This is a genomic window from Pseudomonas reactans (assembly GCF_013385825.1).
In the GTDB taxonomy this organism is placed as follows: domain Bacteria; phylum Pseudomonadota; class Gammaproteobacteria; order Pseudomonadales; family Pseudomonadaceae; genus Aquipseudomonas; species Aquipseudomonas reactans.
Map to the genome: position 1 here is coordinate 22,324 of NZ_JACAPG010000010.1, position 12,381 is coordinate 34,704.

13 protein-coding genes are annotated in these 12,381 nt (G+C 61.8%); 6 read left to right on the top strand and 7 right to left on the bottom strand.

The features are described from left to right. Window positions 1-69: 69 nt before the first annotated feature. Both lepB and HX868_RS10730 read left to right on the top strand, forming a co-directional pair. The gene (gene lepB, locus HX868_RS10725) at window positions 70-738 is read left to right on the top strand and encodes a signal peptidase I (RefSeq protein WP_177002831.1); all 669 of its coding nucleotides are present in this window, start codon (window positions 70-72) and stop codon (window positions 736-738) included. Between the two features lie 51 nt (window positions 739-789). Further along, complete coding sequence (locus HX868_RS10730) at window positions 790-1,248, top strand: HIT family protein (protein ID WP_177002832.1); 459 nt, start codon at window positions 790-792, stop codon at window positions 1,246-1,248. 112 nt (window positions 1,249-1,360) lie between these two features. Here HX868_RS10730 and HX868_RS10735 read toward each other — a convergent pair whose 3' ends face one another. From HX868_RS10735 to HX868_RS10765, 7 genes are all read right to left on the bottom strand, one after another. Continuing rightward, window positions 1,361-1,699, bottom strand: coding sequence for a Na+/H+ antiporter subunit G (locus HX868_RS10735; RefSeq protein ID WP_016977444.1), 339 nt, complete (start codon window positions 1,697-1,699; stop codon window positions 1,361-1,363). Then, entirely contained in the window at window positions 1,696-1,974 is a 279-nt protein-coding gene (locus tag HX868_RS10740) for a K+/H+ antiporter subunit F (RefSeq protein WP_005789171.1), read from the bottom strand. Before HX868_RS10740 ends, HX868_RS10735 begins: the two co-directional genes overlap by 4 nt. After that, window positions 1,971-2,459 (bottom strand): Na+/H+ antiporter subunit E, encoded by a 489-nt coding sequence (locus tag HX868_RS10745; protein WP_177002833.1) that lies wholly within the window; start codon window positions 2,457-2,459, stop codon window positions 1,971-1,973. Before HX868_RS10745 ends, HX868_RS10740 begins: the two co-directional genes overlap by 4 nt. Further along, the gene (locus HX868_RS10750; RefSeq protein WP_177002834.1) at window positions 2,456-4,138 is read right to left on the bottom strand and encodes a monovalent cation/H+ antiporter subunit D; all 1,683 of its coding nucleotides are present in this window, start codon (window positions 4,136-4,138) and stop codon (window positions 2,456-2,458) included. Before HX868_RS10750 ends, HX868_RS10745 begins: the two co-directional genes overlap by 4 nt. Further along, window positions 4,135-4,479, bottom strand: a complete 345-nt coding sequence (locus HX868_RS10755) for a Na+/H+ antiporter subunit C (protein ID WP_003192163.1) — start codon at window positions 4,477-4,479, stop codon at window positions 4,135-4,137. Before HX868_RS10755 ends, HX868_RS10750 begins: the two co-directional genes overlap by 4 nt. Then, window positions 4,479-7,400 (bottom strand): monovalent cation/H+ antiporter subunit A, encoded by a 2,922-nt coding sequence (locus HX868_RS10760; RefSeq protein ID WP_177002835.1) that lies wholly within the window; start codon window positions 7,398-7,400, stop codon window positions 4,479-4,481. Before HX868_RS10760 ends, HX868_RS10755 begins: the two co-directional genes overlap by 1 nt. A 158-nt stretch (window positions 7,401-7,558) precedes the next feature. Continuing rightward, window positions 7,559-8,503 carry a DMT family transporter gene (locus HX868_RS10765; protein WP_016977448.1) on the bottom strand — a complete coding sequence of 315 codons (945 nt, stop codon included), beginning with the start codon at window positions 8,501-8,503 and terminating at the stop codon, window positions 7,559-7,561. A gap of 92 nt (window positions 8,504-8,595) precedes the next feature. Between HX868_RS10765 and HX868_RS10770 the strand changes: the two genes are divergently transcribed. The 4 genes from HX868_RS10770 (at window position 8,596) to HX868_RS10785 (ending at window position 12,225) form a co-directional block, all read left to right on the top strand. Beyond that, window positions 8,596-9,159 (top strand): helix-turn-helix domain-containing protein, encoded by a 564-nt coding sequence (locus HX868_RS10770; protein ID WP_177002836.1) that lies wholly within the window; start codon window positions 8,596-8,598, stop codon window positions 9,157-9,159. Window positions 9,160-9,313: 154 nt separating this feature from the next. Beyond that, window positions 9,314-10,510 carry an SfnB family sulfur acquisition oxidoreductase gene (locus tag HX868_RS10775; protein WP_177002837.1) on the top strand — a complete coding sequence of 399 codons (1,197 nt, stop codon included), beginning with the start codon at window positions 9,314-9,316 and terminating at the stop codon, window positions 10,508-10,510. A 9-nt stretch (window positions 10,511-10,519) separates the two neighbouring features. Continuing rightward, window positions 10,520-10,846, top strand: a complete 327-nt coding sequence (locus HX868_RS10780) for an acyl-CoA dehydrogenase (RefSeq protein WP_177002838.1) — start codon at window positions 10,520-10,522, stop codon at window positions 10,844-10,846. Beyond that, on the top strand, window positions 10,846-12,225 hold the full coding sequence (locus HX868_RS10785) for an LLM class flavin-dependent oxidoreductase (protein ID WP_177002839.1): 1,380 nt from the start codon (window positions 10,846-10,848) through the stop codon (window positions 12,223-12,225). The genes HX868_RS10780 and HX868_RS10785 overlap by 1 nt, the downstream gene beginning before the upstream one ends. Window positions 12,226-12,381 lie beyond the last annotated feature (156 nt).

Consider the following 12,381-nt stretch of genomic DNA (forward strand, 5'->3'; position numbering starts at 1 on the left):
AATCCTGACCTGCAACAACCGAGCTTCTAAGAAATTGCCCTGATGCCCCTGTCTGTCGTGTGAGGATGTATGCGAAGTTGGTTGATCCGTTACCGTTACGCAATCATGTTCTGGGTGTGCTTCGGCGTTTTTCGCACTTCCCTGGCCGATTGGAATCCGATTCCCTCCGGCTCCATGCGCCCGACCTTGCTGGAGGGCGATGTGGTGCTGGTCAACCGTGTGGCCTATGACCTCAAGGTGCCGCTCACGGACATTTCCCTGGCCAAGCTCGACAACCCCCAGCGCGGCGATGTGGTGACGTTTTCATCGCCCAAGGATGGCATACGTCTGATCAAGCGCATCGTCGGCATACCCGGTGACACCCTGGAAATGAAAGATGAGGTGCTGTGGGTCAACGGCGTGCCGGCCATTTACAGTGATGCGCAGGACATCAGCGAGCCCATCGTGCCCGGTCATACAGTGCCGGGGATCAGGCTGAAGGAGCTGGCTGCCAACCGTCAGCGCACGGTGCAGTTCATGCCGACTGTGCGGGCGTTGCGCAATTTTGGCCCGGTTACTGTGCCAGCTGACAGTTACTTCATGCTGGGGGACAACCGCGATAACAGCGATGACTCCCGGTATATCGGTTTTGTGCCGCGCCGGTTGTTGATCGGGCGGGCGCATCATGTGCTGGCTTCAGCGCAGATCCTGGATGATTGGATGCCGCGGTTTCGCAGGTTTGGCGCGCCAATTTTGTAATAGGATTTCTACTAGGTTGAAGGACACCCGGATCCACTGACGGAGATTCAAATGGATTGCATTTTCTGCCGCATCGTTCAAAAGACTTCCCCGGCGCACATCTTGTGGGAAGACGACCAGCATATGGCGTTTCTCTCGATCTTCCCCAACACCCCCGGTTTCAGCGTAGTGATCCCCAAGCAGCATTACGGCAGCTATGCGTTTGCGCAGTCGGATGAGGTGTTGGCCGGGCTCGCGATAGCGGCGAAGAAGACCGCGTTGCAGATCGACCGGGCGTTTCCCGATGTGGCGCGCACGGGGCTGATCATGGAGGGGTATGGCGTGGATCATTTGCATGCGAAGTTGTTTCCCATGCATGGGACCGGTGGGGACAGTGCGTTCAAACCGTTGAGTTCGAAGGTGGACAAGTTTTTCGAAGCGTATGAAGGCTACATCTCGTCCCATGATCATGGGCGGGCGGATGATGCTGAATTGGCAGACTTGGCGGCCCATATCCGATCGTTCGGTTGACACCCAAACTGTAGGAGCCGGGGGGACGCCTAGTCCTTGCCAGCGATGGCGTCCTCAAAATCGCCATCGCCGGCAAGCCGGCTCCTACAGTGAGTTGTGTTCAGCCTGGGCGTCAGCGGCGGCTGCTGACTTCGGCCGGTACGTCATCACCGGCCATGCGCTTACGAAACAACGCCGTACGTGCCAGCAGCAACGTGGTCACCGGCACCGTGATCGACAGCAAGATCGGAATCAACCACCCGTGCAACACCGGCCCGGACTTGAGCACCGAAAAGTAGATGATCGACGCCAACGCCACACACCACGCCCCCAACGTCGAAGCCAAAGCTGGCGGGTGCATGCGCTGGAAGAAGTCCTTCATCCTTAGCAAGCCAATCGCGCCAATCAATGCAAACACACTGCTCAACACCAGCAGCACGGCCACGACGACTTCCATCCATAACGGCATCATTCAATCACCTCCCCGCGCAGCAGGAATTTGGCCAGGGCAAACGAGCCGACGAAGCCGAACAGCGCAATCAGCAGCGCCGCTTCAAAGTAGGTGTCACTGGCATAGCGAATGCCCAGCACCAGCATCATCAGCATCGCCAGGATGTACAGGTAGTCCAGCGCCAGTACCCGGTCCTGGGCCGATGGGCCTTTGAACAGGCGGATCAGCGTCAGCACCATGGCCAGCGAGAACAGGAACAGGCTGAACAGGATCGCATTGGAGAGCAGGGCGCTCATTCGAAGATCTCCATCAGGGGCCGTTCGTAGGCGGTCTTGAAATGCTCGATAAACGGCGCTTCATCCTCAAGATCAAACACGTGCAAGAGCAGGACGCTGCGGTCCAGCGCCAGTTCCGACCAGATGGTGCCAGGCACCACGGTCGTAATCATCGACAGCGCAGCCAGGCCGTTCGGATCGCGCAGGTCCAGGGGGATTTTGATGAAGCGTGAGCGTGGCGGGCGGGAGCCGCAGGTCAATACGCCCCAGGCCACTTGCAGGTTGGAGACGATCACATCGCGGCCTACCAGGAAGAACAGGCGAACAATCACCCCAGGGCGGCGAATGCGGATTGGCAAGGGCCGCAGTGGCGCCATCATCAGTGGCGCCAGAAAGCCCAGCAGCGCGCCCAGTAGCAGGTTGCCGGGGCTCACGGACAGGTTGAGCACCAGCCACAACAACCACAGCGCCAATGACAACCACGGAGCAGGGAAAAGACGCTTCATGGCTGCACCTCCAGCGCGGCGGCTTTGGCTTCAGGGCTCGGCACCGGTCGCGTCGCCATCACCGCCATTACATAGTGTTCCGGGTTGTTCAGGCTGACGGCCGTGTCCTGGGTGTAGCGCATCAGCGGCTCGGCCTTGAAGGTCAGCAGGATGCTCAAGCCCAGCAGGAAGAAGATCGGCAGGCACTCGTAGCGACGCAGCAGCGGCGAAGGACGCTCTTCCGGGGTCCAGAAGCGTTGTATGCCGAGGCGGGCGAAGGCGATCAACGAGGCCAGGCCCGAGAGGATCAGCAAAGCGACCAAGCCCCAGGCCGCCGGGCGGATCGGCGCATCAACGCTGACACCCAGGCCCAGCGGATTGACCAGTGCACTCAACAGGCTGAGCTTGCCGATAAACCCGGAAAGCGGCGGCATGCCGATGATCAGCAGGGCGCAGGCGATAAAGCTCAGCCCCAGGAAGGCCATGGTCCAGGGAATCACCTGGCCGACCACGGCTTGCTGTTCATCATCGAGGTTGACGCCGGGACGTGGGTGCAAGGACTCCATGGCTTTAGGCAGCGCATCGATCTCTTCATCCAGCGGCAGGTCGTTGGCCGAGCGCGAACGCTCGATCAGCTCGGCCAGCAGGAACAGTGCACTCAACGCCAGTGTCGAGCTGACCAGATAAAACAGCGCCCCCGCCGTCAGGCTTGGCTGAGCAAAACCCACGGCCGACAGCAAGATCCCCGCCGACACCAGAATGCTCAAGCTGGCCATGCGCTCCAATCGCTGCGCCGCCACCATCGCCAGACCGGCGCAGATGATGGTCGCCATGCCTCCATACACCAGCCAGTCCCCGCCAAACAGCGCTGACGCGCCGGCCTGGCCGGAGAACAGTAGAGTCCACAGGCGCAGCACGGTGTATACGCCGACCTTGGTCATGATCGCAAACATCGCCGCCACGGGAGCGCTCGCCGAGGAATAGGCGGGTGCCAGCCAGAAGTTCAGTGGCCACATGCCAGCCTTGGCCAGGAATGCGGTCGCGAGAATCGCAGCGCCAGCGTGCAGAAGGCCGCGATCAGCCTCCGGTACCAATGGGATTTTCAACGCCAGGTCAGCGAAGTTCAGCGTGCCAGTCACCCCGTAGATCATCGCCGCGCCAATCAAAAACAGCGACGACGCGAGCAGGTTGATCGCAATGTAATGCAGCCCCGCCGACACCCGCGCCCGGCCCGAGCCGTGCAGCATCAAGCCATAGGACGCCGCCAGCAGCACCTCGAAGAACACGAACAGGTTGAACAGGTCGGCGGTGAGGAAGGCACCGTACAACCCCATCATCTGCACCTGGAACAGCGCATGGAAACTGGTGCCCGCGCGGTCCCAGCGGGCCATGGCGAACAGCAGAGCGCTCACGCCGATGATGCCGGTGAGCACCAGCATCAGCGCCGACAGTTGGTCCACCACCAGCACGATGCCGAACGGCACCTGCCAGTTGCCTGGCAGGTACACGCCGATCGAGCCGGGGCCGCCTTTTTGCGTCCAGTACAGCAGCAAAATAGCGATGCCCAGGCCGACCATGCTGGAGAACAGGTTGATGCGTGCTTTCAGCGGGCGGTGCTTCTCGCCGAGCATCAGCATCAATGCGGCGGTCAGCAACGGCAGCAGGATCGGCGCGACGATCATTTGATTCATCCACGTCATTCCTTGGGCTCCCGGCCGTCCACATGGTCCGTGCCGGTCAAGCCACGGGAGGCCAGCAGCACTACCAGGAACAAGGCGGTCATGGCGAAGCTGATCACGATGGCCGTCAGCACCAGTGCCTGGGGCAGGGGATCGGTGTAGTTGAGCAAGTCTTGCGGCACGCCGTCCTTGATGATCGGCTCCTTGCCGATAAACAGGCTGCCCATGCTGAAAATGAACAGGTTGACCCCGTACGACAACAGGCACAGGCCCATCACCACCTGGAATGTCCGTGGCCGCAGGATCAGCCAGACGCCGGAGGCCGCCAGGACCCCAATGGCAATTGCGATGACTTCTTCCATCAGGCGGCTCCTTCCGTTGCGGCAACCACTTTGGCCTGGTTGCTCGGTTTGTGGGCCCGCACGGATTGGTGACCGAGGGCGGTGAGCATCAGCAGCGTCGAGCCGACGACCATGGCGTACACGCCGACGTCGAAGAACAAGGCGCTGGCGATATGGATGTCACCGAGCAGCGGCAGGCCGAAATGCCAGGTGTGGGTGGTGAGGAACGGATACCCGGCAAACAGTGCACCGAGACCGGTCAGCGTGGCGGAAAACAGGCCAAAGCCCATCCAGCGCATCGGCCGCAGGCTCATCTGCGCCTCGACCCACTGCGTGCCGGCGACCATGTATTGCAGGATAAACGCCACCGACATCACCAGCCCGGCGACAAAGCCGCCGCCCGGTTGGTTGTGGCCGCGCATGAACAGGTAGAACGACACCACCAGCGCTATCGGCAGCAGCAGGCGCACCAGCACCGCCGGCACCATCATGAAGCCCAGGGCGGTGTCGCTGGCCTGACGCGGGTTGACCAGGTCGGTGGCCACGTCCGGCGCCAACTGGCGCTGTTGCGCGGGCAGTTGCATGCTTTCCTTGGACGGACGGAAGCGGCGCAACAGGGCGTACACGGTCAGCGCCACGGCGCCGAGTACGGTAATTTCACCCAAGGTATCGAAGCCCCGGAAGTCCACCAGCATCACATTGACCACATTGCTGCCGCCGCCTTCGGGCAGCGCGCGGCTTAAGTAGAACGAGGAAATGTCGTTGGGCGTCTGGCGCGTCAGCATCGCGTAGGACAGCAGCGCCATGCCGCCACCTACTACGGTGGACAACAGGAAGTCGCGCAGACGGCGAATGCGCGCCTTGCGCAGCGAACTCGGCAGTGGCGAGACTTCCTCGATCCGCCGTGGCAACCAGCGCAGGCCGAGCAGGATCAGCACCGTGGTCACCACTTCGACCACCAGTTGGGTCAGCGCCAGGTCCGGCGCGGAGAACCACACGAACGTCACGCAGGTCATCAGGCCGCACACGCTGACCATGGTCAGGGCCGCCAGCCGGTGGTACTTGGCTTGCCAGGCAGCGCCGAGGGCGCAGGCAATCGCCAGCAACCACAGGGTGACGAATACGATGGAGCCCGGGATTTTCGGCCGATCGCCCCAGCTGAGGCCACTGTTGAGCATCGGGATCATGCCGCCGATCACCGCCACCAGCACCAGCAGGAACAATTGGGTCTGCAGGCGCTTGGTGCTGATGCGTTTCTCGATCTTGCGCACGCCGCGCATCATCACCACCAGGCTGCGCTCGAAGCCGCGCTTGCCGTTGAAGTAGCTGATGATGGGCGGGTATTTGAAGCGGCCACGCTTGAGTTGCTTGCGCAGCAATAGATACAGAACGACGCCAGCAGACATGGCCACCAGGCTCATGATCATCGGCGCGTTCCAGCCGTGCCAGATTGCCAGGCTGTATTCCGGCAGCACGCCGCCGACCACAGGCAACGCGGCAGCGGCGAGGATCGAACCCACCACCTGGGCCGGGAAAATCCCCACCAGCAGGCAGGTGAACACCAGCAGTTCGACCGGCGCACGCATCCAGCGCGGCGGTTCGTGGGGTGTGTGTGGCAGGTTGGTGGCAGTCGGTCCAAAGAACACATCAATGGTAAAGCGCAGCGCATAGACCACGCTGAACGTACCCGCGACCGTCGCGATCACCGGCAAGGCAAATTCCACCCAGGCGGTGGAGGAGATGAACACGGTTTCGGCGAAGAACATCTCTTTGGACAGGAAACCGTTGAGCAACGGCACCCCGGCCATGGACGCGCTGGCAACCATCGCCAGCGTTGCAGTAAACGGAATCAAGCGGACCAGGCCACTGAGCTTGCGGATGTCACGGGTGCCGCTTTCGTGGTCAATGATGCCTGCGGCCATGAACAGCGAGGCCTTGAATGTAGCGTGGTTAAGGATGTGGAACACTGCTGCGACGGCGGCCAGCGGGCTGTTGAGGCCCAGCAATAAGGTGATCAAACCGAGGTGACTGATGGTGGAATAGGCCAGCAGGCCCTTGAGGTCGTTCTGAAAGATCGCGCAGTAAGCGCCGAGAAGCAGTGTAATCGCGCCGGCACCGCCGACGATGTAAAACCATTCTTCGCTGCCGGACAGCGACGGCCACAGGCGGGCCAGCAGGAACACGCCGGCCTTCACCATCGTGGCCGAATGCAGGTACGCCGACACCGGCGTGGGCGCCGCCATCGCGTGAGGCAGCCAGAAGTGGAACGGGAACTGCGCGCTTTTGCTCAAGGCGCCGATCAGCACCAGGGCCAGCATGACCGGGTACAGCGTGTGCGCGCGAATCTGATCGCCGGCCGCCAGCACCTGGTCGAGGTCATAGCTGCCGACGATATGCCCCAGCAACATCACGCCCGCCAGCAGGCATAAACCACCGGCGCCGGTGACCATCAACGCCATGTACGCACCGCGTCGTGCATCGGCGCGGTGGTGCCAGTAGCCGATCAGCAGGAACGAGAACAGGCTGGTCAGTTCCCAGAAGAACACGATCTGGACCAGGTTGCCGGAGATTACCAGCCCGAGCATCGCGCCCATGAACGCCAGGAAAAATGCAAAGAAGCGCGGCACCGGATCATCCGGCGACATGTAATAGCGCGCATACAACGACACCAGCGTGCCGATGCCCAGCACCAGCATCGAGAACAGCCAGGCAAACCCATCCATGCGCAGCACGAAGTTCAGCCCGAGGCTGGGCAACCACATGAATTCTTCGCGGATCACGCCACCGTGGGCGATCTGAGGGTAGAGCAGGGCGACTTGAATGGTACCGACCAGGGCCACAAGGCCGGCCAGCAGGGATTCGGTGTTACGTGCATTGTGCGGCAGCAAGGCCGCCAGACAGCTGCCAGCGAACGGCAGAAGCAGTAGAACTATCAGGGACATAGGCTTCTAATCTGCGGGAGTTTGGGATGCATCATACGTGCCGCTTTCTCGATCACCAAACGGCAAGATGTGGCAGGATCCTACAAGCTAAGCTGAAAACCCTTGTAGGAGCGAGCTTGCTCGCGAAAATCGTCAACGGTAACGCGGGCCTCCTGGATTCACACAGTGTTCTCAGGTTCTTCGCGAGCGAGCTCGCTCCTACCTGTGGATGCGGCTGCCTTCTGGGCCTTGGTCTTCATCTCACTGACAATCACCGCCGCCACAATCAACGCCGCGCCCAGCATCGCAATCGGCGGAAAGCGCTCGCCGGCGATTCGTCCCACCACGCCTGCCCACACCGGCTCACCGGCATAAATCAACGTGGCTCGGGTAGGCGAGACACTCTGCTGCGCCCAGTTCATTGCCACTTGTATGACCGCACTGGTCAAACCCAGGCCCACTGCGCTGAACAGCAGCAACCACGAAAACCCCGGCAACGCCTCGCCCATCGGCACTACCATCAGGAACGACAGCAACGAGGCCGTGGCCAGTTGCACCACGGTCACCCGGCGCACATCCACCTGCCCGGCAAACGCGCTGATCAGGATGATCTCCGCTGCGATCGCGACGGCACCGATCAAGGTGGCGATTTCGCCGGGGCTGAAATTCAGCGAAGCGCCCGCCGGCCCGGTCAGCAGCATCAAGCCGGTAAACGCCAGCATGATGCCAATGCTCGGCATCAAGCCTGGACGGCGTCCCAGTACCAGCCATTGCAGCAACGGCACGAACGGCACATATAACGCCGTGATAAACGCCGACTGGCTGCTCAGGATCGTCTGCAGGCCAATGGTCTGCAACCCGTAGCCAAACATGATAGCCACGCCGATGAATACGCCTGCCTTCAATTCGAACAGGGTCAGGTCGCGCAAGGTGCGCAAGGAAAAGAACCCCACCACAATCGCCGCCGCCGCAAACCGTAGCCCGACGAAAAACATCGGCCCGCTGACAGTCATCGCGTGCTGCACCAGCAAAAAGGTGCCGCCCCAAATCATGGTGATCACCACCAGGATGCATTCGGCTTTACTGAAACGGTTGAAACGCGAGGGGGAGTTCGGGGTGGTCATGGCGGCTCGGTCTTGCAAGGGAAAGGCACGGACCGCACAATGCGCCGCACGCTGGGCAGTATACTGCGCACACCCACCCATTGAGCAATATAGTGCACAAAGAAAATCCACACCGGGCCTCGGTCCTGCAGCACGTCAGCCAGAACGTTCGTCGCCTGCGCCATGCTGCCGACTTGAGCCAGACAGCGCTCTCGGAAAAATCCGGGGTCAGCCGGCGCATGCTGGTGGCCATCGAGGCGGGGGAAAAGAACGTCAGCCTGTCCACCCTCGACCGTGTGGCCGAAGCGTTGGACGTGGCCTTCAGCGACCTGATCCAGGCGCCGGATGCCCCCGACCACAGCCGCATCAATGAGCTGGCCTGGGCCGGTGAAATTCCCGGCAGCAAGGCGGTGTTGCTGGCCAAAGCCACGGCGCGGCGTGAAGTCGAATTGTGGGAGATGCAACTGGAGCCGGGCGATCGCTACAGCCCCGATCCCGACCCGGATGGCTGGAGCGTGCAACTGTTCGTGTTCGAAGGTTGCCTCACCCTGCTGGTGGGCGAGGAAGAAAAGCACGTCGGCGCAGGCGAGTTTTATATGTTCGCCAGCCGTCACGTGCATGGCTATCGCAATGACGGCCAGGTGTCTGTGCGGTTTGTGCGCAACGTGGTGATCTAACTGTTTACCCGGCAACAGTGGATCGACACTTTGCTGTTTTGAAACGCGCCCTGTTGCGCTGAATTACCGGTAAAACGCTGATTTTATTGGCGATTACATTCAGGCACGACTCCTGCAATCACTCCAGTATCCCCTCGGAGCCTGGAGTCGGCCCATGTCAGCCCACCCTCATCACCCTGCCCATATCATCCGTTCGGACGCGGAAGCCATCGAGGTCGCCACGCGCCTGGCTGCACGGTTTGCCGTCGACGCCAGCGAGCGCGACCGTGAGCGTCGCCTGCCGGTGGCCGAACTCGACGAGTTCTCGGCCAGCGGCTTGTGGGGCATCACCATTCCCAAGGCTTATGGCGGTGCCGAGGTGTCGTATGTGACAGTGGCCGAGGTGATCAAACTGATCTCCGCCGCCGACCCGTCCCTGGGGCAGATTCCGCAGAACCACCTTGGCGTTGTCGACATCCTGCTGCAGACGGCCACGGAGGCACAAAAGCAGTACTACTTCGGCAAAGTCCTCCAGGGTTATCGATTCGGCAACGCGTTCTCCGAAGCCAAGAGCAAGAATGCCGGCACATTCGACACGCAGATCCGTTTCCACGGCGACACCGCGCAAATCAACGGCGAGAAGTTCTACTGCACCGGCGCGTTGTTCGCCCACATCGTGCCCACCGTCGGCAATAACGAAAAAGACCAGGCGTTCATCGCCTTCATCGAGCGTGATGCCCAGGGCTTGAGCGTGATTGACAGCTGGGATGGTTTCGGCCAGCGCACCACCGCCAGCGGCGGCGTGACCCTCGATGGTGTCACGGTGCCCCTGAGCGCAGTGATCCCCGCCCATCTGGCCTTCGACCAACCCACTGCCAACGGCCCGATTTCGCAGATTATCCAGGCGGCCGTCGATACCGGCATCGCCCTCGGCGCCCTGGAGCAAGCGAAAATCTACGCCCGCCAAGCGCGCCCGTGGATCGACAGCCAGCAGGAGCACGGCTGGCAAGACCCGTTCACCATCGCCGCCATCGGCGACCTGGAGTGGCGCGTGCACGGCACCGAAGCCATCCTCGCCAAGGCCGGCCTGGCGGTGGACCGTGCCCTCGCCGACCCCAGCGAAGACACCGTCGCCCACGCTTCATTGGTCGTCGCCCAAGCCAAAGTACTGTCGGCCGAAACCGCCTTGCTCGCCAGCAGCAAGCTCTTCGAACTGGCCGGCACCCGCTCGGTCACCGGCAAACACAACCTTGACCGCTTCTGGCGCAACGCACGCACCCACACCCTGCACGACCCGGCCCGCTGGAAATACCACCTGATCGGCAATTTCGTGCTCAACGGCGTGAAGCCCGCGCGCCACGCCTGGAACTGAGGATTGACCATGACCGCACTGAGTCTTGCGCGCCAACTGTTGGACAGCACCCGCCGCCATGTCGAGACCAGCGATGACCCCTATGTGATCAGCCGCTTCGGCGATCTGCAGATCCGCGTCGACGTGGCCGCCGCCTTGCTGGAACGCGCTGAAACCCACCCAAGCCCGGTGGCCGCCACCGAAGCGCAGATCGCCGCCGCCGAAGCCTTGATTGCCGCGAGCAACGCCGAATTCGAACTGACCGGCCAACGCACCGCACTGCCGTCGACCCTCGACGACCCCCTGCGCTGGAAATACCAGATTGTCGGCAACTACCACCTCAACGGAGTGCTTTGATGTCCCGTGAAATCCGCTTGAATGCGTTCGACATGAACTGTGTCGGCCACCAATCGCCCGGCCTGTGGGCGCACCCGCGTGACCGTTCGTGGCAGTACAAGGACCTGGAATACTGGACCGACCTCGCCAAGATCCTTGAGCGCGGCAAGTTCGACGGCCTGTTTATCGCCGACGTACTGGGCATCTACGACGTCTACAACGGCAACGGCGACGCGGCGATTCGCCAGGCCACACAGGTGCCGGTCAACGACCCGCTGTCGCTGATCGCGCCGATGGCGCTGGTCACCGAGCACCTGGGCTTTGGCCTGACCGCCTCGCTGTCGTTCGAACACCCGTATCCGTTCGCCCGGCGCCTCTCGACCTTGGATCACCTGACCAAGGGCCGCATCGGCTGGAACATCGTCACCTCCTACCTGGAAAGTGGCGCCAAGAACCTCGGCCAGAAAGCCCAGACCGAACACGACGCGCGCTACGACTACGCGGAGGAATACCTGGAGGTCTGCTACAAACTCTGGGAAGGCAGTTGGGAGGAGGGCGCCGTGTTGCGCGACCGCGAGCGGCGGATTTTCAGCGACCCGAGCAAGATCCACGAGATCCGTCACGTCGGCAAACACTTCCAGGTGCCTGGCATTCACCTGTGCGAGCCGTCGCCGCAGCGTACGCCGGTGCTGTACCAGGCCGGTGCGTCCAGCCGTGGCAAGCAGTTCGCCGCCGAGCAGGCCGAGTGTGTGTTCGTCGCCGCGCCGTCCAAAGTCTTGCTGAAAAAGACCGTTGCCGACATCCGCCGTCGCGCCGCCGAGGCCGGACGTGATCCGAAGAAAATCCTGATCTTCAACCTGCAGACGGTGATCGTCGGTGAGACCGATGCCAAGGCCAAGGCCAAGTTTGACGAGTACAAATCCTACGTCAGCTACGAGGGTGCGATGGCGCTGATCTCCGGCTGGACCGGTATCGATTTCAGCCAGTTCAAACCGGATGAACCGCTCAAGCATGTGCACACCAATGCCATCCAGTCGGCGGTGGAAGCCTTTTCCACGGCCGACCCGAACAAAGTCTGGACGCCCAACGAGCTGGCCGATTGGGTCGGCATCGGCGGTTTTGGCCCGCTGTTTGTCGGTGGCCCGGAAACCGTGGCGGATCTGTTGCAGGAGTGGGTGGAAGAGACCGACGTGGACGGCTTCAACCTGGCCTATGCGTTGACCCATGAAACCTTCATCGACGCCGTGGACCTGCTGGTGCCGGAGTTGCAGAAGCGCGGGGTGTACAAGACCGAATATGCCCAGGGCACGCTGCGCGAGAAGTTGTTTGGCGATGGCGCGCGGTTGGGCGCCAATCACCCCGGCGCCGGCTATCGCGACCTCAAGGCCAACTCAATCTGACCCTGTAGGAGCCGGCTTGCCGGCGATAGCGGACTGTCAGTTAAAACCTATCTAGCTGAACCACCGCCATCGCCGGCAAGCCGGCTCCTACAAAATGTTGTGGCATTTCACCAATCCTAGCCAGCGGACCACCGCACGCACATCACTTGAATAGGA